This is a genomic window from Mucilaginibacter sp. dw_454, assembly GCF_018449775.1.
Taxonomy (GTDB): domain Bacteria; phylum Bacteroidota; class Bacteroidia; order Sphingobacteriales; family Sphingobacteriaceae; genus Mucilaginibacter.
In genome coordinates this window covers 952,270-977,048 of the sequence record NZ_JAAVVB010000001.1, presented here as the reverse complement: position 1 = coordinate 977,048, position 24,779 = coordinate 952,270, and the positions used below count along the sequence as shown (strand labels likewise).

17 protein-coding genes are annotated in these 24,779 nt (G+C 41.2%); 6 read left to right on the top strand and 11 right to left on the bottom strand.

Annotated elements, in window-relative coordinates:
• Nucleotides 1-105: 105 nt before the first annotated feature.
• Nucleotides 106-1,908 carry a BatD family protein gene (locus tag HB679_RS04405; RefSeq protein WP_214070718.1) on the top strand — a complete coding sequence of 601 codons (1,803 nt, stop codon included), beginning with the start codon at nucleotides 106-108 and terminating at the stop codon, nucleotides 1,906-1,908.
• Nucleotides 1,898-2,665 carry a tetratricopeptide repeat protein gene (locus HB679_RS04400; RefSeq protein ID WP_214070717.1) on the top strand — a complete coding sequence of 256 codons (768 nt, stop codon included), beginning with the start codon at nucleotides 1,898-1,900 and terminating at the stop codon, nucleotides 2,663-2,665. The genes HB679_RS04405 and HB679_RS04400 overlap by 11 nt, the downstream gene beginning before the upstream one ends.
• 365 nt (nucleotides 2,666-3,030) lie before the next feature.
• Here HB679_RS04400 and HB679_RS04395 read toward each other — a convergent pair whose 3' ends face one another.
• Complete coding sequence (locus HB679_RS04395; protein WP_214070716.1) at nucleotides 3,031-3,705, bottom strand: GDSL-type esterase/lipase family protein; 675 nt, start codon at nucleotides 3,703-3,705, stop codon at nucleotides 3,031-3,033.
• 50 nt (nucleotides 3,706-3,755) lie between these two features.
• Entirely contained in the window at nucleotides 3,756-5,372 is a 1,617-nt protein-coding gene (locus tag HB679_RS04390) for a Na+/H+ antiporter (protein WP_214070715.1), read from the bottom strand.
• Between the two features lie 186 nt (nucleotides 5,373-5,558).
• Between HB679_RS04390 and HB679_RS04385 the strand changes: the two genes are divergently transcribed.
• From HB679_RS04385 to HB679_RS04370, 4 genes are all read left to right on the top strand, one after another.
• On the top strand, nucleotides 5,559-7,019 hold the full coding sequence (locus HB679_RS04385; RefSeq protein WP_214070714.1) for a DUF1080 domain-containing protein: 1,461 nt from the start codon (nucleotides 5,559-5,561) through the stop codon (nucleotides 7,017-7,019).
• 19 nt (nucleotides 7,020-7,038) lie between these two features.
• Nucleotides 7,039-9,123, top strand: a complete 2,085-nt coding sequence (locus HB679_RS04380) for a plastocyanin/azurin family copper-binding protein (protein ID WP_214070713.1) — start codon at nucleotides 7,039-7,041, stop codon at nucleotides 9,121-9,123.
• Nucleotides 9,124-9,235: 112 nt separating this feature from the next.
• Complete coding sequence (locus tag HB679_RS04375; protein ID WP_214070712.1) at nucleotides 9,236-11,431, top strand: serine hydrolase; 2,196 nt, start codon at nucleotides 9,236-9,238, stop codon at nucleotides 11,429-11,431.
• A gap of 113 nt (nucleotides 11,432-11,544) precedes the next feature.
• The gene (locus tag HB679_RS04370; protein WP_214070711.1) at nucleotides 11,545-13,515 is read left to right on the top strand and encodes an alpha-galactosidase; all 1,971 of its coding nucleotides are present in this window, start codon (nucleotides 11,545-11,547) and stop codon (nucleotides 13,513-13,515) included.
• A gap of 41 nt (nucleotides 13,516-13,556) precedes the next feature.
• Here HB679_RS04370 and HB679_RS04365 read toward each other — a convergent pair whose 3' ends face one another.
• The 9 genes from HB679_RS04365 to HB679_RS04325 form a co-directional block, all read right to left on the bottom strand.
• A complete protein-coding gene (locus HB679_RS04365) occupies nucleotides 13,557-16,115 on the bottom strand; it encodes a hypothetical protein (RefSeq protein WP_214070710.1) in 2,559 nt (852 codons plus the stop codon).
• A 21-nt stretch (nucleotides 16,116-16,136) separates the two neighbouring features.
• Complete coding sequence (locus HB679_RS04360; RefSeq protein ID WP_214070709.1) at nucleotides 16,137-16,403, bottom strand: hypothetical protein; 267 nt, start codon at nucleotides 16,401-16,403, stop codon at nucleotides 16,137-16,139.
• Between the two features lie 252 nt (nucleotides 16,404-16,655).
• Nucleotides 16,656-17,327 carry a response regulator transcription factor gene (locus HB679_RS04355; protein ID WP_214070708.1) on the bottom strand — a complete coding sequence of 224 codons (672 nt, stop codon included), beginning with the start codon at nucleotides 17,325-17,327 and terminating at the stop codon, nucleotides 16,656-16,658.
• A 13-nt stretch (nucleotides 17,328-17,340) separates the two neighbouring features.
• Nucleotides 17,341-18,129: a histidine kinase gene (locus tag HB679_RS04350; protein ID WP_214070707.1), complete on the bottom strand. Its 789-nt coding sequence runs from the start codon at nucleotides 18,127-18,129 to the stop codon at nucleotides 17,341-17,343.
• Nucleotides 18,096-18,497: a hypothetical protein gene (locus tag HB679_RS04345; RefSeq protein ID WP_214070706.1), complete on the bottom strand. Its 402-nt coding sequence runs from the start codon at nucleotides 18,495-18,497 to the stop codon at nucleotides 18,096-18,098. Before HB679_RS04345 ends, HB679_RS04350 begins: the two co-directional genes overlap by 34 nt.
• Before the next feature lie 328 nt (nucleotides 18,498-18,825).
• Nucleotides 18,826-19,191, bottom strand: a complete 366-nt coding sequence (locus HB679_RS04340) for a hypothetical protein (RefSeq protein ID WP_214070705.1) — start codon at nucleotides 19,189-19,191, stop codon at nucleotides 18,826-18,828.
• 212 nt (nucleotides 19,192-19,403) lie between these two features.
• On the bottom strand, nucleotides 19,404-21,176 hold the full coding sequence (locus HB679_RS04335; RefSeq protein ID WP_214070704.1) for an OmpA family protein: 1,773 nt from the start codon (nucleotides 21,174-21,176) through the stop codon (nucleotides 19,404-19,406).
• A 10-nt stretch (nucleotides 21,177-21,186) separates the two neighbouring features.
• The gene (locus HB679_RS04330; RefSeq protein ID WP_255547534.1) at nucleotides 21,187-22,176 is read right to left on the bottom strand and encodes a type IX secretion system membrane protein PorP/SprF; all 990 of its coding nucleotides are present in this window, start codon (nucleotides 22,174-22,176) and stop codon (nucleotides 21,187-21,189) included.
• Nucleotides 22,176-24,698 (bottom strand): gliding motility-associated C-terminal domain-containing protein, encoded by a 2,523-nt coding sequence (locus tag HB679_RS04325; protein ID WP_214070703.1) that lies wholly within the window; start codon nucleotides 24,696-24,698, stop codon nucleotides 22,176-22,178. Before HB679_RS04325 ends, HB679_RS04330 begins: the two co-directional genes overlap by 1 nt.
• Nucleotides 24,699-24,779: the final 81 nt, after the last annotated feature.

The window sequence follows — 24,779 nt, the reverse complement described above, 5'->3', positions numbered from 1 at the left end:
CACGGACCGGTAACGCACCTGTCATCTATAGATTTTTCCCTCGTACCTCGGTCGAATTTATTTAACTTAACAACATTGATATAAAGCCGTAACGGCTTGAGATAAATGAAGATAAAACATTACATATTAACCCTTTTGTTATTTGCGGCCGCGCCGGTTTTTGCGCAGGATGGCAAATTTGTAGCCACCGCAAGTCAAACCACGGTTAGCACCGGCGAGCAATTTCAGATTACGTTTAGCATAAGTGGAGAGGGCAACAATTTCAACCCGCCGGATCTGGTTGATTTTCAATTGCTAAGCGGGCCGAACGTTTCTAACAGTATGGAGTTTATTAATGGTAAGGCAACTTCCAGTTCTTCGGTGAGTTATATATTGGCGCCTATGCGTGTGGGAACTTTCACCATCGGGTCTGCATCGGTTGTAGTTAACGGCAAAAAATTGAGCTCCAACCCAATAAAGATAACAGTGATTAAACGTAAAGCCACTCAGCAAAACAATGGTGGAAACGTAACCGGGGCTGATCAAACCCAGGGCAATAACGTAGACCTCTCTAAGCTGCTATTTTTACGTTCGGATATTGATAAGAACAATGTGTACCAGGGGCAGCCTATTGTGTTAACCTACCGCATTTTTACGCGGGTTGACATTTTACAAAATCAAACCAATAAAATGCCTGATTTGACGGGTTTTTGGAATGAGGATGTAAAGCAAACACAACCGGCTCAGTTCCGTATAGGTACGTACAAAGGCGAACGTTACAATATAGCCGATTTAAAACAGATCATTTTGTTCCCGGAACATGCCGGTAATATTACGATCGATCCGTTTGAAATGACTTTTTTGGCCCGTGTGCAATCGTCGCCGCGCGATTTTATGGATCAGTTTTTTGGCGGCAACACCCAGGAAATTAATTATCCGGCCAAAAGCTTACCTGTTGTGGTACACGTAAAACCATTGCCCGAAGCGGGAAAACCCACCGGTTTTGCCGGTGCAGTTGGCAAGTTTAATATTGAAGCATCAATAGATAAAGATCATTTGAAAGCTAACGAGCCTATCAACTATAAGATCAAAATATCCGGTTTTGGCAATATCAAATTACTGAAAGATTTGAGTCCGAATTTTCCGGCTGATTTTGAAAAATATGATCCAAAGATCACCGATACGGTGACACAGAATGCCTATGGTTCGGCGGGCAATCGCATTTATAATTACTTGATCATCCCGCGTCATAAAGGCGATTATACGATTGACCCGGTTAAGTTTTCTTACTTTAATCCAGCCACTGGTCGTTACGTAAGCTTGACTACCCGGGGTTTCAAAATTAAGGTCGAAAAAGGTCTGCATGAAGAGAATGTAACCGCCATATCTGGTGATAACCAGGAAGACGTTAAGCTGCTCAGCAAAGATATCCGCTACATTAAAACCGGAAGCCCTGAGTTACGCGATACCGGCGAAGGCTTCTTTGGCTCTGCAGGTTTTTACCTATTGTTATTATTAGGGCCGCTTTTGTGCGTTGGTGCATTTGCTTATCGTAACCAAATGCGCAGAAATAATGCCGATATAGTCAATGTAAAAAGTCGCCGTGCAGGTAAAGTGGCCGCAAAACATCTGGCTATTGCTAATAAAGAACTGCAAACCAACAATACGCACGCATTTTATGAGGCTGTATTTAAAGGCTTGTACGGTTATTTGAGCGACAAACTGAATATCTCTTATGCCGATCTTGATAGAGAGACTATAGCGGCTGCTTTAAGAGCCAGGTCAGTTAAAGAAGAAACAACGAACGAATTGCTTGATACCCTGGATCTGTGCGAGATGGCGCGTTATGCACCGGTAACGCACATATCGGCACAACAGGTATTTGATAAAGCAAAAGGATCAATTAATGCTATAGAAGATGAAATTTAACCGGATCAAACTAACACTTTGTTTTTTGGCGACTTTTTGCTTGCCGGCGTTATTATTTGCGAACAAACAACCACTTTTTGAAAAAGCTAACGAGCTTTACAGCAAGGGACAGTATAAGGAAGCCACCGAAACTTACCAGCGCATCCTGGAAACCGGACAAGAGTCTGCATCGGTTTATTTTAACCTGGGCAATTGCAGTTACAAAGAGGGTGACATTCCACAGGCGCTATTATATTTCGAGAAGGCGCATAGGCTGGCACCCGGCGACGATGATATTAACTTTAACATTCGCCTGGCTACCTCAAAGACGGTAGACAAGATAGATGAAGCGCCTGAGTTTTTTGTAAGCCGATGGTGGAAAGGGTTTATTCTAAATTATTCGGCCGATGGTTTGGCGACGACCGCTATTATATTGACATTGATTGGCTCGGCATTACTGATCTGGTATTTCTTTGCGTTAGCGGCAGGAGCGAAGCGGTTTGCTTTCTTTAGCTCGATATTTTTCTTTTTTGTGGCGATCTGTGCCATCATCATAGCCTGCAGCCAGGCAAATTATTTTGATAATAATAAACAAGCCATTGTGTTTACTTCGTCGGTAAACGTCAAAACCAGTCCTGCCGAGGCCGTATCGACCACTTTTGTGTTACACGATGGTACCAAAGTAAACATAATGGGCAATAACAACGGCTGGATCAGGATCAAGATTGCTAATGGTAACGAAGGCTGGATCAAAGAAGGGGATGTTAAGGAGATTTAAACTAAAGTAGGGGGTGTCACCCTGAGGCACTCGAAGGGTGAGCGTTGGGAATTACGTACGTTCATTAGCCTTGCGCTCATGCTTCGAGTGCCTCAGCATGACAGCCTTTTTATTGGTGTTTTTTACCAATCAATTAAAAAACAAAGCGCTTTTAACGGTTATTTAATGTTTTTTAGTGTGTTTGAAGGCATACAGAAAATGAAAGGCCAGTGAAACAAAAAAATACCTAAAAGTCATTTTTACTGTTTCATTTTGTTTCACTGTAAATATTCAAAAATCTGATTATTAATTACTTAAATAAATATTGTGTTTCACTTGTTTCATCTGTTACACACGCACGTGAAACAAAACAGATTGACCCTACATCACTTGATCAGATAGGGCCGAATAGCCTTCTCCCAGATATCATAACCCAGCTGTTTCATATGCAGGTTATCGCCGAGGTATAGCTCGGGGCGCAACTTGCCGTTATCTAACATCAGCGGGTACACATCCACAAATACGATATTCTTCTCTTTGGCAATGAAGTCCTTCATCATCTGGTTAAACTTCAGTTCTTCAGGCATGATCTTCACGCGCGAAGGACTTGGTTTCATCCCGATATAGATGATCGGGACCGTTGGCAGCTGAGCTCTTATACCGGCGTATAGCTTCATAGTTCGGCTATAAACGGTATCTGCAGTGGCCGGCGCTTTACCGTCGACCATGTCATTTTCACCCACATAGATCACCAGTTGTTTGGGTTTGTATTTAAATACCAGATCGTTCAGCCAATAAATGATGTCATTAGTTTCAGCACCGCCAATGCCACGGTTTAATGCATTGTATGGTGCAAAGGCCCACTGCGCGTCGTCCCATTTACGGATAGACGAGCTGCCCACAAACAAAAGCGGGTTCTTAGGTGCAGCAAACATGCCATCGTACTTCTTGATAACCTGTACATCATCCCAATAAGCCGGTTTAGGGCTGGGTGTTGACTGAGCGAAAGTCGCAGTAATACATAAACTCAGGATAGCAGTTGCTATAAAGCTTTTCTTCATGGTATAGTCGTAAATTTGCGCAATGGTTAGTCACGCTGTTCATAATAGGTTTATTCACCAGCGTCAAAATGCTGACGAAGCTTCTCTTCTTCCAGGTCAAGCAGTTCTAACTGGTGTTTGACTAAGGTATCGCTTATATTCTCTTTTTTATTGAGTGTAAGTAACAATTTACGTTGTTCGCGCAGCAGGCGGGCCATCACTTTGCGGTAGTCTTTATAGAAGTCGCTGGCACGGGCTATGTTATCGTCCTTCTCCCAATCTTTCAACAACTCCATATCTGTGGCATAACGCAAGTGGACGGACTTAATCATGCCGTTGGTTTTAGTGAACTCGGCAAACTCCTCGTCCAGGATCTTAAGCGACAAGTACGACAGCTTCTTTCGAACCAACTGGCGTTGCTGCTCGACGGACACATCAGTATAATCCGGATCAGGCATGTTAACCAGTTTCACCAGCGCTGGCAGGGTTAGTCCTTGTAATACTAAAGTAGCCAAGATAACGCTGAATGTGATAAACAAGATCATGTCCCGGTTAGGAAAAGGATGGCCCGGGCTTAACACTATCGGGATACTTAGCGCTGCAGCTAATGATACCACGCCGCGCATACCAGTCCATCCTAACAGAATAGGAGCTTTCCAACCGGGATGCGGGTCGGCCACAGTAATGACCTTAGACATAACCATGGTTATGATGGTAGCGCCAAATGTGCAAATAAACCTGGTCACAATCAAAACGCCTATAATGATAGCACTATACTTTATGGCCGGCGCTAAGCCGTTCGGCCCTAAATCTTTAACAATTACAGGGAACTCCAAGCCAATGAGGATAAACACAATACCGTTAAGTACAAAAGCAACGGCCTCCCAAACATTTACACCCTGTAGCCTGCTGCGATGCGATAAGAACTGCTGCTGCCTTGCCGATAAGAACAAACCGCCACTCACTACCGCTAATACACCCGAGAAATGAAACTGTTCGGCAGCCATATACATGACATATGGCGTTATAAAGGTTAATATCACATCCATATTGTTAGAGGTAGGCAGCCAACGGTGTATAGCGTAAAACAACAAGGCCACGGCTATACCAATAACTACTCCCATTACAATCACTAACACAAAATCGACAGCAGCATCTCTGAATACAAAGCTGCCCGTAAGTACTGCCGCCAGGGCAAACCTAAACACCACTAAGCTTGATGCGTCGTTAGTTAAGCTCTCACCCTCAACAATAGTGACAAAGCGTTTGGGTACTTTGACATTTTTCAAGATTGCACTGGCTGATACTGCGTCGGGAGGAGAGATGATCCCACCCAATAAGAAGCCGGTAGCCAAGGTAAAACCCGGTATAAATCGCGCAGCAAAGAAAGCTATCACACAAGATGTCAGAATTACCACAGGCAAAGCAAAGCTGGTGATAACCCGCCGCCATTTCCAAAAGTCTTTCCAGGATGTGTTCCAGGCAGCCTCATAAAGCAACGGCGGCAAAAAGATCACAAAGATCAATTCGGGTTTGATCTCAACTCCGCGTAGAAAGGGTACAAAGCCCAGCGGTAACCCCACCAATACCAATACAATAGGATAGGCCACTTTTATCTTTTGGGCCAGCATCACACTAAAAAGAACAATAGCCAGCAGGCATGAGTACTGTATTACGGCGTTGTGCATGGCAATAAAAATACAACAAACCATACAAAAGCGACAAAATGCCGGATAACTATTTGTAAATAATAATTTAAATTAAAGTTGACTATACAAGTAAAAAAAGCTGATATTTATCTTTATAAATCACATCTTTGTGATCAAGCCAATTAAATATTAACCAATTTTAGATTGCTTATTTAAATCAATATCATGCAACACAATTACCTGCTAAAACGCGTCCCATTAAAGGTGTTTTTATGGGCACTCTGTATCCCTTTTTTTGCTTCGGCACAAGACAGAGGACTACAGCAACAAATCTCGCTGAATGACCTTTCGGCATTTAAAAATCCAAGCGCCAACTGGTCAATAGCCGGTTCAGCCATGGCTGATTTCAATAAACAAGAGATCATGACCAAAAAAGACGGTCAGGGTGTCTTGGTGAGCATCCCTGGTAAAGGGAAGAATGAAGACATCTTCACAAATATGGAGCATGGCGACATCGACCTGAGCGTAGACTTCATCATGCCAAAAGGATCAAACTCTGGCATTTACCTGCAAGGACGTTATGAAATACAATTATTGGATAGCTGGGGCAAACAAGCCTTAACCAGTGGCGACCTAGGCGCCGTTTATGAGCGTTGGGACGAAACCCGCCCTGCCGGCCAGTTTGGTTATGACGGTGTGGCACCGCGTATTAACGTGAGCCGTGCACCGGGCCTTTGGCAAAATATCCGCATACAATTCCAGGCGCCAAAATTTGATGGATCGGGTAAAAAGATAGCCAATGCACGTGTAGTTCGTATTATCCTGAACGGCGTAGTTATCATAGAGAATGCCGAATTACAAGCACCAACCCGCGGATCAGCATTTGCCAATGAAGCTGCTACCGGTCCGCTGCGTTTGCAAGGCGATCATGGCCCGGTGGCTTTCAGAAATTTCCGTTACAGCAATCATGTAAGTACTATGAGTGTTGACGGCAGCCGCCAGGTTTGGGATGCGAATGATAAACCGGTCTCTGTTGATGTTAAAGGCGAGCCTGTGGTGTTTCGAAGCTTTGTCGATATTCCAGGTAAAAGAGTTACACATTCTGCCAGTGTTGGCCTGTTAAACAACATTAGCTATGGTTTTGATTTGGAACTGGGTACCATATACCAAATTTGGAAAGGTGGATTCTTAGACGCTTCACCTATGTGGTTATCTCGTGGTGACGGTAATGCACGTGCTATTGGTAGCGTAATTAACTTAAGTGACAAACCTGCTTTGGCTTTAATTCATGAGGACAACCAGGCTTGGCCAGACACTTTGGAGAAAGGCATCTTCCGTCAAAAAGGCTATGAATTAGACGAAGCCGGCGTACCAACCTTTACCTACATTTTTGATGGCATCAAAATCAATGATAAAACCACCAGCGACGACGGGAAAATGCTGACACGCAAAATAAGCGTTGATGGGCTTGCAGCACCAAAAGATCTGTTTACACGCGTAGCCGACGCCAAGGATATTACCGACTTAGGTAATGGCTTGTATAGTGTTGACGACTTTACCTATTATGTGCAACTGGATAAGGGTGTAAAACCGGTTATCCGCAATTCTGCAAAAGGTAAAGAGATGCTGCTGCCAATAAAAAACACGGACAAGGGCTCATCTACTCAGTATTCATTGATCTGGTAATTCAATAAAATCATTCAAAATGAAAGCTATTTTTAAAAATATATTACTTACAGTAGTGGCTGGTTTAAGCTGTACTGTAGTTCTCGCGCAAAACGTACCTGTAGAGAAAGATTACTATCGCATTGTCAGTGTTCCGGCACCTGAAGGAGTAGAATTGGAGGTTGGCGGTTTGGCCTTGATGCCTAACGGCGATTTGGGTGTATCAACCCGTCGTGGTGATGTTTGGATTATCTCAAATCCTTATCAGTTAAATGGTAGCTTGCCTTACTATAAAAAGTTTGCCAGCGGCATGCATGAGGTTTTAGGCCTGGCTTACGTTAAAGGCGATTTTTATTGCGTGCAACGCGGCGAATTAACTCACCTGATTGACAAAAATGGTGATGGCAAGGCTGATGTTTATGAAACCGTTTACTCATGGCCTGTATCTGGTAACTACCACGAGTATTCGTACGGGCCGGTAGTGATGCCTAACGGTAACATGATGGTTAACTTGAACGTAGGTTTTGATGATGAGTGGTGGAGAGGTAAAAGTTTAGTGCCATGGAGGGCGTGGTCTTTAGAAATCACTCCTGATGGCGAAATGCACCCGTATGCTACCGGTTTCCGTTCTCCTGCCGGCCAGGGTTTGATTGATGGTAAATATTTCTATGCCGAAAACCAGGGCGACTGGGTAGGTTCGGGCTATATTATGCAGCTAGATCGTGGTGATTTTGCCATGCACCCTGCAGGTTTGCGTTGGGCTGCCGATCCGTCATCGCCGGTAAAAGTGCGTCTCGAAGATATTTACTCACGTGTTAATCCTCGTTTTAATGACCCTGAAGGTAAAATTGAAGATCGTGACCCTAATCGTCCTTACAAAACGTTAGCCGAAGTAGCTGGCGAGATTAAAAAGGGATATAAAACCCCTGCTGTTTGGATTCCGCACGGTACGTTAGGTAACTCAACGTCGTCAATGGTTCAGATCCCTGATAACGATAGCTTCGGCCCGTTTGCAGGTCAGGTTTTGGTGGGCGATCAGGCACAAAGCCGTATCAACCGTGTCTTCCTGGAGCAGGTTAAAGGACAATACCAGGGCGCGGCAATCCCGTTCCGTGAGGGTTTTGAATCAGGTGTATTAAGATTAGCCTGGGGTGCTGATAATTCATTGTTTGTTGGTCAAACCAGTCGTGGTTGGGGGTCAACCGGACAAAAAGAATTTGGCTTAGAGCGTTTGGTATGGGCAAAAACAACCCCTTTCGAAATGAAAGCTGTAAGAGCAATGCCGGATGGTTTCGAGATTGAGTTTACCAAGCCGGTTAATAAAAAAGCCGCTGCCGATCCGGACAATTATACCATCACTGGTTTTACTTATAAATATCACCCGGTATATGGTAGTGCTACTATTCGTGAAAAAGTTCATATAGTAAACGCTGCTATTGTTTCTGAAGATGGTTTAAAAGTTAGATTAGTAGCAGATAGTCTTCGCGAAAAATATATTCACGAAATAAAGGTTGATAAAGCAGTAACTTCTGCCGATAATAGTGTTAGTTTATTGCACCCGGTTGCTTATTACACATTAAATAACATCCCTGATGGAGAAAAGCTAAATGTACCTAAACGCCATCCAAAAATGGATCATGATATGGCAGGCATGAACATGGATATGGGTAAAGCAAAACCATCAACTGCTAAAGCAGCACCATCAAATGGCGTTGCGCTTAAGAAGAACCAAACCACTAAACCGGCTTCATGGACTACGATTGATCAAACTGTAGCCATCGGCACAAAACCGGGTTTGAAGTTTGACAAAACAGAGTTTACTTTAAAAGCTGGCAGCAAGGTTAAATTAACCTTTACCAATAACGATGACATGCCGCACAACTTCGTAGTTGTTGCACAGGGTGATGCCATTGCGGTAGGTGATTTGGGTACTAAATTAGGATTACAGGCTGTTAAGTTGAATTACATAGCTAATACGCCAAAGATATTGTTCAATGCTACTTTGGTTGGCCCGGGTTCGTCTCAAACGATATACTTTGTAGCACCTAAACCCGGTAAATACACTTATGTATGTACCGTGCCGGGACACTATTTTGTAATGCAAGGCACACTGACTGTAGAATAACATACAGCAATAACTGAAATGTAACAATGGTGATAATGACTCAGGTCGTTATCACCATTGTTGTTTTAAGGCTTATTAATTAAGTAACTTAGTTTAACCGATTTACCTAATAATGGTACCTGAGATAAAACGATCTGCCATATTATATTGCTTATTAGCCTTTTTGCCCTTTATCGTATTGGGGCAAAATAACCATCCTTTAAAAAAAGAGTTTGCTTTTGGACACGCTACACCGGAGAGCATGGGCATGTCGCCTCAAAAACTGGAAGCCTATAAAAACGTATTAATGACCAAGGGCACGCACAAGCTACTCATCATTAAAGACGATAAAATTGTTTGTGAGGCTTATGCTAAAGGGTGGAGCGATAAAGAACAAACCAGTGGCACGGCATCGTTAGCCAAGGCTTTAGTTAGCGGCATGTCTTTAAATGCGGCAATTGCCGATGGTTATATCAGTGCCGACGCGCCTGCTTGTTTATATATACCTGCCTGGCGTAAATCAGACGTAAAATCAACAATAACTGTCAGGCAGTTAGATACGCACACCTCGGGTTTGGATGATTCTGAAGGCACGGATGAAGAAGAGGCCGCGCTGATTAAACAGCACAAAGACCGCCACATGGATTTGCCTGGATGGAAAGGCATGTTCTGGCGAAAAAAACCGGATCCGTTCACCCTGTCGCGCGATAGCGCCAAGGTGCTTTTTAAACCCGGCGCAGGCTCTCAATACAGTAACCCCGGCATCGCTATGCTCAATTATGCGGTTACTAAGAGTTTGCAGCAATCGCCTTATAAAGATATCGCCACGTTTTTAGATAAACGTGTTTTTAGTCGTATCGGCATAAAAAAAGGCAGCTATTCTTTAGGATACAATACCATATATAAGTTGGATAGTATGAACCTGGTAGCTGGTTGGGGTGGTGCCGCTTTTACCGCTGATGCGGTTGCACGTATCGGTCGCTTGGTGTTGCGGCGTGGCAACTGGCAGGGCCAACAGATCATTGATTCAACAGTAATTAAACAGGCATTGGGGATTAAAGGAGTAAGTGACCTCTCGGTATTAACCAATATCCCAGGCCGTGGCGAATCTACAAATGATATTGGGCCAACGGCTGCTTTAGGTTGGTTTACTAACCATGACGGTATATTTAAATCATTACCCCGCGACGCTTTTTTTGGAGCAGGTGCAGGCGAACAACTGTTAATCGTAATACCGAGTTTAAAAATGATATTTGTTAGGATGGGGACGCCGATCAATCCTAATTTCAGCGGCAAAAGTTATTGGAAGTTTGTGGAGAACGAAGTGTTTAACCCGCTGATAGATGCCGTTGATGAAGCACCATATCCAAAAAGCAATTTCATCACTTCGGCTACTTTTGCACCGGCAAATGAGGTTATCCGTCTGGCTGAAGGCGGAGATTGCTGGCCCTCAACCTGGGGCGATGACAATTTGATGTATACGGCCTACGGCGACGGCAACGGTTTTAAACCTTATACGGATATCAAGTTGAGTATGGGCCTGGCTAAAGTGTCGGGTACGCCGCCAAATATATCCGGTGTAAATATTCGTACCCCATCGGGCGAGCGGGTTGGGCATGGCGCTGCCGGGTATAAGGCCAGTGGTATGATTATGGTACGCGGCAGGCTGTATATGTGGGTGCGTAATACTAACAACGCGCAGTTGGCTTATTCGGCAGATCACGGCAAAACCTGGACCTGGGCCGACTGGAAACTGGATGTAAGTTTTGGCTGCCCTAATTTTGTGAACTACGGTAAAAATAATGCAGGCGCAAAAGATGATTACGTCTACACGTATTCCATTGACGATGCCAGTGCCTATAAATATGCAGATCAAATGGTGATGACCCGGGTAAACAAAAACCTTATTTTAAATTGGCGTAGCTACCAATACTTTGCGGGATACAATAGTACTGGTAAGCCTATTTGGTCTGAAGATGTTCGCAAAAGAAAACCTATCTATGTAAACCCCGGGAAAACATACCGCTCAGGCATGACTTATGATGCTCCACTGAAACGTTACCTATGGTGTCAAACAATTCCATTATCTGGCGATAAAGAGGAGCAGGGGCCAAGATTTAAAGGTGGCTTAGGAATCTTTGAGTCGCGCAACCCGTGGGGACCCTGGAAAACTGTTTATTATACCCGCGAATGGGATATGGGGCCGGGCGAATCGGGCAGTTTGCCTGCCAATTGGATAAGCAAAAATGGCAAAACGCTGTACTATTTATTCTCAGGCAATGACAGTTTCTCTGTCAGGAAGCTAACACTCACAACAAAGTTACCTTAAGGCCCCGCACCGTATTCGTTTCAACATCGGTGTTGTTATAAATTTGTGCAAACTATTAGCCCATGTTACGAATTAAACTTGTTCTTGTCTTCGTTTTAGCCTCTGCCTATTGTATGGCGGTAACTGCTCAGCAAATCGTTCCTTTTGGAAAAAACAATCAGTTAATAGTTAATGCCAATACCGGCACTTTCACTGTAAAGTATAACGGCAAATTGATTTTGGTAAATGCCGCAGCAGCTTACGCTAACGGTAATGATCAATATCAAACTAAAGATTATGTCAAACATACGGTTACAATACAGCCGCTTCGCGACCTATTGGGCAGCGGCAAGTTGTTAATTATTAGATCAACCAGGCAAAATGCGCCTGTGATGAAGCAATTGTTTTATTGCTATACTAACAGAGACTTTGTTGTTACCGAATTAGAAATTGATGGCCACGACTTAAGCTCGAACTATATGGCGCCGGTTATTGCCAACCAGGCTAATTTATATGCCGGCAGTAACTTGCGAACATTATTTGTGCCTTTTGATAATGACACTTTCATCAGATATCAGTCTAAAAATCTGAGTGATGAGGTTACTACCAGCTCAGAAGTTGGAGTAATTTACAATGACGCTTCACGGAAAGGACTGGTGATTGGATCTTTACAACACGACAACTGGAAAAGCGGCATTAAAAGTTTAGGTGCTAATGGAGTAATCAGTCGGCTAGAGGTATTTGGTGGATTGAATGAATTAGCTATAACCCGCGACTCGATGGCTCATGGCTCGTTGAATGGAGAGGTAATCAAATCGCCCAAGATGTTTATCGGTTATTTTGCAGACTGGCGCAAAGGGCTGGAAACCTATGCACGTACTAATAGCATTGTAGATGGACGCTATGTTAAGCCATGGAGTAAAGCCACGCCGATAGGCTGGAATAGCTGGGGTGTGATTGGCGTACATCTAAATTATCAAAACGCGACGGGAGTTGCAGACTTTTTTGACAAACAAATTCCTAAATTCCGTAATGAAGACGGTACCGCGTATATAGACCTTGATTCTTTTTGGGACAATATGGTACACGGCGGCTTTAGTGGCGATTTTTCAAAACTGAAAGACTTTGTAAATTATTGCAAAGAGCGAAACCTGCAACCCGGTGTATATTGGGCTCCTTTTACCGACTGGGGTAAGAACCCTGACCGTACAGCAGAAGGCAGTAATTATAAATATGCTGACATGTGGACTAAAACCAGTAAAGGTTATCATGATCTGGATGGCGGCCGCGCGCTCGACCCAACCCATCCTGGTACCCAAGCGCGTATTGCTTATGTTTTAGGTAAATTAAAAGAAACCGGCTTCAAAATGATCAAGATTGACTTTCTGGGTCATGGCGCGGTAGAATCTACTCATTTTTATGATCCTAACGTTACCACAGGCATGCAAGCCTTTAGGGTAGGGATGGAGACTATAAATAAAGTATTAGATAACTCCATGCTGCTATATGCTGCTATATCGCCATCTTTAGCCACTGCCAGATATGTGCACATGCGCCGCATTGCCTGCGATTCATTTCATTCGATAAAAGATGCAGAGTACACCTTAAACAGCGTAACCTACGGTTGGTGGCAAACTTATATTTACGATTATGTTGATGCAGATCACGCCGTGTTTGAAAAAGAAAATGCAGGCGCTAACCGGGCCCGGCTTATCTCCGCACTAATTACAGGTTCGGTTATTTTAGGGGATGATTACAGTAAAACAGCCGACTGGCAAGCACAAGTTAAAGAATGGCTGCAAGCGCCTCAATTAAAACAATTCCTCAAAAGTGGCAAAGCCTTTATGCCGGTTGAATCTGGCATAGATAATGCTGCCGCTCAGCAATTTATCCGCAAAGATGATAACTCCATTTACCTGGCTGTATTTAACTATAAGAAACAGGCTGCTAATATTGTAATAGACGCCGATAGACTGAGGCTTATGCCGGGGAAGAAATACAAGTTGACTGAGGTTTTAGGAGGTGAAAATGTTAATCTTACAAAAAATACCGCCATTTCATTTACCCAAGAGGGCGCTTATTTATATAAAATTACAGTCAATTAAGTACGATTGCTAATAAATAGGCGATCTGCAAGACAGATCACCTATTTCCTTATGGTGATTGTTTCTAAAAAGAGCTTGAGGTTTAATCCGCTATCACGGGTTAATTTATTAAAATCATAATTGATCTGTCGGTATAACTCCGGCGCAGAGTTTTGAAGCATCGGGCTTTTTAATAATATGGATAATATATACAGTTTTGCAAATTTATAGCCAAACTGTGCGGCAATATTATTAACCTGTTTTATCTCTGTTGCTATTTGGATTTCTTTACCTGCGTTTACTAAAGTCTTAATTTTCAAACTATGAAATACCATTCGCATATAAGAAGTGGCCAACGTATGGCATTTTTTATAATTTATTGATATATCTTCATATATTTCCGAAACCTTCTCCAGCTCACCCATCACAAAATAAGAGCTGGCTTCAATTGTTTTAATAAAAAACCTGTACTGTGAACTATGATTGTCCGACATCTCGGCACAATAATTATGATTTAAAAACTTAATAAATCTAAGCTGCTTAAGTGGATTATTGCTTAGCGCCAACGTATGTAGCCCTAGCAGAAAAAGCATGTCGTTGGTTGCCGTACATTTAAAATTAACTATTTCTCCCGGAGAACTAAAAGACAGCTTAGTGAGATCGGTAAGGGCCTCTGTTTTAATAATTCCATATTTTAAATGATAAAAAATAGCATCCAGGCAGGTTAACGGATTTACCGGGAACGTCTCAAAATCGGCTTTAGGAAAAGCTTTTAGTTTGGCCAGATTTACCTCCAATTCGTTCAAATCAAGCTGCATGGCAGCTATTATGGCCAAAGCTGAGTGAATAAGTATTTTGTTTTTATTGGATAATTCAAACCTAAGTAAAACCTGCAAGAACTTCTTATAATCAGAACTAACTAACTCCAGCCCAAAAAAATAATCGAATAGTTTTTCGCTAAAAGAGTGTTTGAAGTATTGAGTTAAAGCGTCATTTCTGCCGGACGATGAATGCTCACTTTCTAAAACTTCGCCAAGGAACGTAATGATTTCTGATTTCTCGTTCGTGTTTAAATGCACATCAATAATATTCTCTACGCTTTTAAGCTGCCCGGTTTTTATTGCATGTATTAAACACCATTTAAGCACATTTACCTTACGCGGACTCAGCGTAAATAGCTCGTTAATGGTTTTAATCAGGTCGGCATCTAATAGGTTACTGTTATCGTAAAGCAACGTTTTGGCAATACTGTGCTCCATAAACTCATTATTACCAAATAATATATCCGTGTTAAATTGGTGGATGCTGCTCGTATTAACCTCGCGCACAAAACCCACGCTCAATAACTCCTGGTAGGCATGCGGATATTTCTTTAAAATGTTTGCAACCTTTAATTTATTGATTTGGTAATGCTCATTTCTTATATCTAACTCCTCTACCAGCCCCTTTATCAATAACATTTTTTCGGCAGAGTATTGACCCAGGTAAACCTTTTTCAGAATGAAAGTAGAAATTGTTTCATAGAAGCTAAGATGGTCTATGTTGTTTTGTAAAAAATTGTCTTTATGCTGTTGGTAATAAAATTGGAAATATAATGGGTGATTAAAATTTTCAACCACATTAAGCGATATAAAATCTTCAATACCCGGCTTTATCTGATGACACAGTAATTTTATTTCCTGAACGCTAAACAATGGTACATTTATACAATTATCGTCTTTTTTAAAACCGGTATACCAACCGCCTGTACCAATATCAAATTCATGACGATTGTTTATCCAGGTTGCTGTCCGGGCAGTAAGTACCAGTTTAAACCAGTCATGGCTTTGATAAAAAGAAAAAATATCTACTAATTGATTCATGATCACTCTAAAGTGATCGCCTTTAAACATATGCTCATCAAAACCATCGATGATAAGATAAAATTTGCTCTTGCCGCGTTGTTTAACATCCATTAAAACGTTGATGTCGTTTTCTACATGGTAGCCAAGCAGCGCCAACATCCAGTCATGGATATCGCGACCGCTCATTAAAGCACTCATGATGGCATTACTGCTAAATAACAAAATGATATCATTAACGTCATTAAGCGCGTCTACTTCAAATTTCTTTTCAACCCATTGACAAAGCGCAATTGTTTTGCCATAGCCGGCAGGCGCAGTCAAAACAGTGCCGGTATGTTCTGAATTAATAAATTCTTCAAAATGATGATCGATAAATTCGCGATCAATGGTTTGATTATAAGGAATACCTGATTTGTTTTTTAGAGCCTGTAAAGTAAAATTGGTTATTTTACTTGCGTTCTGCTGTATCAATCTCCAGCTTAATTCTTTCGTAGTTGCAGCAGATGCCTTTTGGTCTTGTTTTTCACAAAAGTCATCCCATCCCTTAAAATTGCAAAAACGAGCCAGCACATTTAATGTAAATAGGGAAGGGTTGTATTTGCTATAAGCAAATCCGTAAATACGTTTAAATGTGGTTTCGCTGATACGATTACCGTTTTTTTTGTAAACCCTATCAGACAATGCGCGACACTCTGACGGCAAAATATTAGCAATGCCAGCATTAACTAATAGCAGTTTTTTTAGTTCTTCATATTTTGGCAGTGAAATTTTACTCATCTATAATTTCCTCCCATATAATTAGTTTGCTATTGATAACACTAATTTAATGCATTGATTTACAGTAAAATCTTTCGATATGGTATTTGGTGAAATCATTTTTCCCGTCTCGTATTGAAATGCAATTGATTGTAGCTTGCTCTCAAGTTTTTCACAGTCGGCATTATTATTAATCCCTAAACTAAATAGCGATGCAAAACCATTTAAGTTATAAGGTCTAATAGTTGGCAAACCACAAATGTTTAAAATCTCTGATTTAACATGATTGGTGATATATACTTTATCCATGGGGTTATAACTACTAAATTAATAAACGCTTATTACTTATCGCATTTATCATTTATAACCGTTATATATCTACGTAATATCCTGGTGTTTTAAATTTGCACTTAGGTTGAATAATTTCTTTATAGTAAATATTATCTCTTATTATTTCTCTTTGATTAACGACAACTAATCTTTTCTACCCATTATTGTTCACTTTTTCCATTTCAAGTATAAATACGTGTTTTTAAAATCAGGTATTTATACGTGGTTTTATTAAACCGGAATTACATAAAAACCGTACTTAATGGCAAATAAAACTAACCCGGCGGTATTTCTACATCCCGTTTTTGTTAATAAGTTTATTCTATGTCCTTCAATAGTTCGTGAGCTTAGATACATACTTTGAGCAATCTCGGCATTACTGTACTCTTTACAAATGTATTCAAGAACCTGTTTTTCGCGATTTGTTAATTTTACCGGCAAGTTGGCTATTGTTTGTTGGACAGCATTTTTTTTGTTAGCGTTATCCTGTATAGCTTTTAAAACACTTTTATTGAAATAAAAGCCTGTTTTATATACAGACTGTATAGCCATTATCAGCTCTTCCTTATCGCAATTTTTCTCCAGATAGGCTGATGCTTTAGCATGGATCATCTGTGCAATTAAAGAGGGATTAATATGCACAGATAAGATGATAACCTTTATTTGCGGAAATTGTTCATGCAAAATCTCGTTTAATTCTATGCCGTTCATGCCAGGCATGTCCATATCAATAATAGCTACATGTGGTTGATTGTTAACTATATATGGTATTTTATCCACAAATGAATTGCCGCTTTCAAAATCGCCCAATAAATTAAACTCCTCTACACTGCTAATTAATAATGCAAGGCTTTGTCTGAACAGATTTTGATCGTCAACAATAAATACGGGGATCTTATTCATACAACTGGTGAACTCAAGTTAAAGGATAATTGATTTGTATCCGGAATCCATTTCCGGGCGAGGTAGTGATATGGTAGCTCGCGTTAATTACAGTGAGCCTGCTTTCAATATTATGCATACCAATACCGTTACTTACCAGCTTGGTTTCTGCGCCCACGCCATTGTCACTATAATCAATTACCAGCAAATTATCGTCAGCTTTAAATTTAAGGCCCGCTTTACCAGCCCTGGCGTGTTTGATTGTGTTATTAAGCAGCTCTTCCAAAACCCGATACAATGCGGTAGACACAGGTAATGATAGATTTTCAAGTACATCCTTAGCATCATTAACAAAATCAATCATTAATTTGCCTGTCTGGTTAATGATTGTGCATTGCTCTTCAATGGCAAAAGCTAATCCGTAATAAGTTAATGCAGTAGGCGATAAGTTATGTGAGATATGTCGCACATCGTTCATCATTTTATCAATTATGTCTTTGCTTGATCTTATAAATTTAAGATGTGCGTCATCAACCACAGACGGTTTAAACATATCGATAATCAACCTTAAACTTGATATGGCGGCACCAACATCGTCATGTAAATCGCGCCCTATACGTTTACGCTCTTCCTCCTGCGATTCGATCACTACCTGGAGCAATTCCTTTTGATGAATTAACTCGGCTTGTTGCAGCATTTGGCGCTGTTGCAGCAACTTATTTTGATTACGAATATAGATCAGTATAAATGAAACTACCATCAGTACAGTGCCCGCGGTAGCTATAAGCACTAATACAAAGATATTATCGGTTGTTTTCTGCATTTATAGAAGGCTATGGAAAATAATATATTTTCTAATAATAAAACTGCGTTATACGATGTCCAGGCAATAAAATTTACAAATAACCCTTCGGTGAGCAATTGGTTAGCAAATGCAAAAACAAAAAAAGTGCATGAGTAAAATATCAATAAAGCAATATTTACCCAATTGTCTGGCAAATCGCCAAAACGATAAGAGTTTTCGGTGCTGCTTTGTTTAAGTAAATAAATAACCGCATAAATGATAATAATTATAGCCTCCAATGAGCGTGTGTAACTGTTAAACTGGCTATGTCCTTTTTGTATGTAAAAGAAGTTAAAAATGCACAATGCGGTAAAAATCAATACAAGGTAAGGGAATAATTTACTCATTAGTCCCTTTACACTTACACTGTAAAAATATGATACAAAACAGAATTCAAAAACCTGATATATATGAAAGGCAAAAAGATTCGATTTACCCAGATTAGCAAGTAAGGTGTTAATTGAGACAGAAACAAGAGAGGTAATAAGAAAGTAAAATACGGTTTTTGATGACCTGTCTAATATTTTATAACTAAGCAGACCTATAAAAATGGGTATTAAACAACTGAAACCAGCAACATAACTGCCCAGTATTAAATAAAAAAGCATACGGATGTGTATTAACAGCTTCTAAAATATCATTTAAAGCTTAATAAATACACATCCGTTGAAAAAATTAACTTTCTAAATTACCAGCTGGTGGTGTTGGCGGTGTAGGACATACCGGCGGACACGGAACTGTAGTATCATAAACATTACTTTCTCCCGTTTCACGATTTAGCTTTTCGTCGCCATTTACTATTGGTACAAGTAATATTTGGCTTGTTGCTGGATTCGTCGCATCATTTAAGCCGATATAAACTCTTACGTTCTCTGCATCAGGATTATTGATTAAGAGATTTTTATACGCTGCAATTGGTACCAGGTAAGACCTGACGTTGAATTTCTGCCCTGAAGTAGCTATATAACTCTGCCAGTTTACTACCATTTGTTTTGCCTGATCTACAGGGATTGTTCCTTCTGAAGTGTCGTTTGTGCTCATGAATTTTGTTGTGTGTTAAACATTACCGTAATAATAAGCAATAACGCGTGTTCATTTTTTTGACACTCGCCAATTGTATAAAATGAACAGAAATGAACAGATGAAATTGAAGAACATAAACAAAACCTGGCTGTTAAACTAGATTGTACAACAACGCCAATTTGTGATAAAAAACTGAATGGTTAAGAAATATAGCGACGCTGATTTACGGTCTATTCACTAATGATATGCACCTCGGTTCGCCTGTTAATCTGATGTTGTTCTTCTGTGCAAAACTCGCCTTTGGTGCAGTTATTTAAGAGTTGAGTATCGCCATAACCTTTAGGCACAAGCCTGCGTCTGTCTATACCTAATCTCACCAAATAAGCCACTGCGGATGCTGCACGTCTTTGAGATAAAATCATATTATATTTAGATGGGGCACGAGAGTCAGTATGTGAACTGATTTCCAGGCGGATGCTGGGACGTTGTTTTAACACAGCGGCCAATCTTCTTAATTCGGCAGCTGCATCCGGGCGGATATCAGCCTTGTTAACATCATAGTAAATATTATTCAGAATAATGCCTTCACCTTTTTTCATGGTTAACAAAGCAGTTACCGGTTGCGGTGAAGGAACCTTTAAATTTGCATTGATATCTTTACCGGTCAGGCCCGGTTTTTTGTCGACAATAACCTCAGGAGGTGCAACATAACCAAAGCTGTAAATGTCGTCATTGCCTTGTCCGCCTTCCCGATTTGATGAGAAGTAGCCGCTCAAGCTATCTTTCGTTAAAAAATAAAAATCGTCACTGGTACTATTTACAGGATATTTCAGGTTAACGGGTTTGCTCCAGGTAGCTTTATTACCCTTTGCTTTGAAAATGTCTAAACCGCCCATGCCGGGTAATCCGTTCGAGGCAAAATACAGACTATTGCCGCTTATGCTAGGAAAAGACTCATCATCTTTGGTGTTGATCATTTTACCGCAGTTCACAGGCTGATCCCACGTGCCATCGCTTTGTTTTACGCAGTACCAGATATCGGTTTTGCCCTCACCGCCAGGCATATCAGAAGTAAAATAAATGATATTGCCGTCTTTCGATAATGCAGCATTCCCTACCGAATACTCGGTTAGATTATTATATGGGAAGCTTTTAAACGCGGCCCACTGTCCCTTTACCTTAGTAGCCATAATAAGCTCCAGACGGCGGGTATATAACTTCTCTGTATAATCCGGTGTCTTTACATCTGTAGGCAGCTTTTTGCTTGGTACAGTAGTTGTTATAGTGATATAAGCCGTGTCTCCAGAATTGGTGAAAATCATAGGGCCTACGTGATATTTAGTATCAAAAAATGGGCTTCCTTTGGTTTTCAGCGCAAACGGTGTCACCATGCTACCGTCAGTGCGATAAACATTAAAGTAGCCATCGCCATTTCTATAATAGGTATCTTTTCTGTTATTACTGATTTTTCTGTCGGAGGTAAACACCATATCGGTTTTACCAAAATAATTTAGCCCCCAATCAGAATATTTACTGTTTAGCTTTTGTTCGTTTTTAATAGTAAACGCAATCGACGGATTTTTCTTCCATTTCTCGGCCGAATCGCAACTGGCCAATTTAAAAGGCAGTTGCTCGTGGTTTTCTGATTGATAGTAAACTTTATATTCGTCGCGGGCTTGTTTAAACTTTTCATTACGCAGCAATATTTCTGCATAATAAAAATGATCTATAACGGCTGCTTCGCCATAGCCGATGGCTTTTTGATACCATATCTCGGCGTTGTTATAATCGCCCATTAAACGGTAACAATCGGCAACACGCTCAACAATAAATCCATCTGTACTTGATTTACCCGCCAGGCGCAAATATATTTTTAAAGCATTAAAATACTCGTAACGCTGAAAAAGATTATCAGCCAATTGTTTGGTGTCTGGTTGTTCCTGCGCTTTAACGCCGGTTACCAGGATAATCAGAAAGAGGAGTAGAGTAGCTATTCTTTTCATAAACCGGGATTTAAAAATAGCGTGGGCTTAATATTCTGCCTTTTGCACGGGCAAAACTATAGGTTAATGAAATTTCATGCGACGCTACAGGGTACCCTGGTATTTTACTGGAGCCAAAATCATAAGAATAACCAAAGCGAAAAAGCGGAGTAATATTTACACCAACCATGGCAGTTATAGCATCCATGCGCTGCAAATCGCTTTGCAAATTAGGTTTGTTAAATATGGGTACGGCCGAACTGTATGACGCGCCGGCCCAAAGTACATCACTAAATAAGAAATTAGTTGCCACGTTTACATTGGTGGGGCCTTTAAAATCTTCTTTGATCAAAAATGACGGCTTCCAGTCAATTACAGGAGATATTGGCACCATAACGCCAGCTGTTAAATAGTAAGTACGTGTTTCTTCTATAAATACGGAGTTTGGGTCGGGGTAAGCATTTGGTATTAAATTAAGACCCGAAACGCCTACGTAAAAAGAAGGTGTATAGAAATAAACGCCTGCTCTAAAATCTGGCGCCAGTTTGTTTTGTATAGCTGCAGATATGGTTGGATCTGACGAGTCGGAGTTGTTAAATTTGGTGCCGTCAATATTATATAATATAGCGCCTACACCTACACCAAAGCAAAGTCGTTCAGAATCCTCGTTATTTAAACGAATACGATAAGAATAATTAGCATAAACTGATGAATTGTTCTCCGGCCCCAATCTGTCATTAGTAATCAACAATCCCAAAGCAACATTTTTATTTTCCGGATCGGTTATACCATCAACAGATAGCGTATTAGTAATGGGCGCACCGTCAACACCGGCCCATTGTAAACGGCTGCTGGCGTTAATAGTCCAGTTATCTTTATAACCCGCATAAGCAGGGTTTACAGCCAAACCATTAAACAAATATTGACTTAATTGTATGGTTTGCTGTGCAAGGCTTTTTATAGTAGTAAACGCCAGTAACAGCAACAGCAGGATATATTTCTTCATCGTCACCTTCATCATCAATGTTTTAAATATATCCAGCCTTTAAATAGGGTGAAAGTGCCGTTAGCCTCTTTGCGATTAATTAAATAGAAATAGGTACCATCTGCCAAGCCCTGGCCAGCCCAGTTATTGCTATAATGGTTAGAATGGAAAACTTCATTGCCCCATCTATTATAAATATCTACTGTGCTACCCGGATAGAGACCTATATCAGGTACTATAAACGTATCATTTTTACCATCACCATTAGGGGTGACAACTTTCGGCGGCGACAGTTCTTTCGAAGTAACATTTACGGTTACCGTATCTGCACAGCTATTGGCATTCGTAAACACAAATTTATATGCACCTATTTCGGTTAAACCTGATATAGTTGTTTTTTCGCTCGCCGGCGCGTTAATGTTGGCAATAACCGGCAAAACGCCAATTTGTGCCCAGGTACCGGTTTGGTTTGCAGTTATGGTTGCGATTGTGTTTTTTTCGACCGTTTGATCTGCACCCGCACTGGGTTGGGGTAAAAAGGTGGCGGTACTATCTACCTTAATATTGTTACAACCAACGCCGGATGGCGCAGAGTCGCATTCATCAAAAGGATTAGTAGGAATAACCGAATTGGGATTGGTAGCATCTGGGTCGGTAACATCCGCAGGTCGTAATATCGTAGCGTCGACAATAAATTTTCCTGACGGCGCTTTGGTTACCACGCCGGTAAGCGTAAACGTCCTGGTTGAACCATTAGTCATATTAACCTGTGCTGTATAGTTATTAAACTTTGCATCCGTTGTGTCTGAAACAAGTACGGTAGTACCTGTAGTTGTTTGGCTGGTAACTTTTACGTTTGACAACTCTGCAGGGTAATAGAAACCAAATGCAGCGCCTGTTACATCACTTGGGCCATTATTCTTTACAACTGCGGTGTAACTTACCGTCTGGCCGATACAACCGGTTGAGATGTCCGAGTTCAGGCTTACAACCTCCAGATCAGCTTCGCGAACTGCAAATGTAATCGGGGCATTGATGGGTGCGCTGGTTACGTATGCCCAGGTATCTATACTCTTGTTATCACCAAAATCGCTGTCAGAATTTGTTACAGTTGTGGCACCCCATTTGTGACCGTTTGTGAGGCTACTTATACCAGTTAAATTTGTAATAGGAGAGGACGGTGTACCGGATAACGTAATATCACTGTCGTCCCAATAAACATTATTACCATCGGCGGTTGGGTTTGTGGTACGCGTCAGTTTAATTCCGTTGACGTTTCTTTCAACGTCAAAAAATGGAAAGTGCACTTCGGCACTATGTAATAGTAAAGAGAGATTGGCATTAAAAGTGGCATTACCTGCAGATAGTTTATTTCCTGCGCCGTCGAGTCCATCCCAACTAATCGAATTTGTGCCTATTATAGCTACGCCGGTAAGTTTTCGATCAACAGCATCGGTTAATATCCCATTATTATTGGCATCAATGGTTAATGTATAAGTACCTGTTGATGTGCTGTTAAAGCTAAAAGTCCCACCCAATGGCGATGTCCCGGTTTTACCCTCGGTGCCCTCTGTACCGGTAAATTTAATCTGACTTACACTGGGTACAAACGGTGCATTAATTAGCCAGGTAGAGCCTCCGCCTGGTGTTTTGGCAGTGGCAGGTAAATCTGCAGCTGGTGTGTTAAAAAATATTTTGTGGGTAATGTCAGACTGTGTGTCTGTATCCCGGGGATCTTGAATCACCGGAGACCCAATGCTATTTAAGCTTTTATAACTTGGCGCTCCACTGCCTGTTCTAAAACCTTTATTGTTCACAAAAAATGAAAATCCGTTGCCTGCCTGTCCGTTATTATCTAGCGTGTATTGGTATCCGTCTTTAGTAAGAATATGAAATATACCATTAAAACCTACGTTGAACGTGCTTAATATTCCGCAAAAGATATTGGTGAAAACGCGGCCGGGCACGGTAACATTTGTTGCAGTACGAACAGTTATATCAAACGCGGCTATATAAGGGCCAGATGGTTGAGACCAGTCGGCACTTGCAGGGATAGCAACCGGGGCCGATTCAACACTTCCATCATTACCTGGAGCTATAAAGTCTATCTCCCAGATACCTTCCTGTGCCGAGGTAACAGTGCGGGTATAGGGCTTGTAACCGCCTGCATTAGGCAGGGCGCCGGCAAGTTCCTGTGCATGATTGGCAATTAGTCCTATAGTCGTTGAAGTGCCGCTGGTATATGTTGTACCATCAGGTGCTCTCAGATTAATAGTACCCAAATTTATACCCTGCGCGCTTGAACCTATATTTAATATTTCGCCGGCTTTAACGTACACCTTGGTTGTACCCAGCGTCGGGAAAGGGAAAGATGTTGTTTGCGTGGTACTTGACGATAAATAAGCCCGCCCGCCGCCGTTAGAGTTTAGTTCTTTACTGCCCTCTGCCCAAATAAACTGGGGCAACAATGTAAGTAATAGCAGGTAGCAAGCTATTTGCCATTTATTATGACGAAAACCTGTGTATAAGTGGCTGAAAAAGAAGTAGAAAGTTCTCAAATACTATTGCCCTATTTAATGATTAGGCTTTGCCTATAAATTTAAAGATAAATTCGTACAATATGCAATAGAAAATTTATC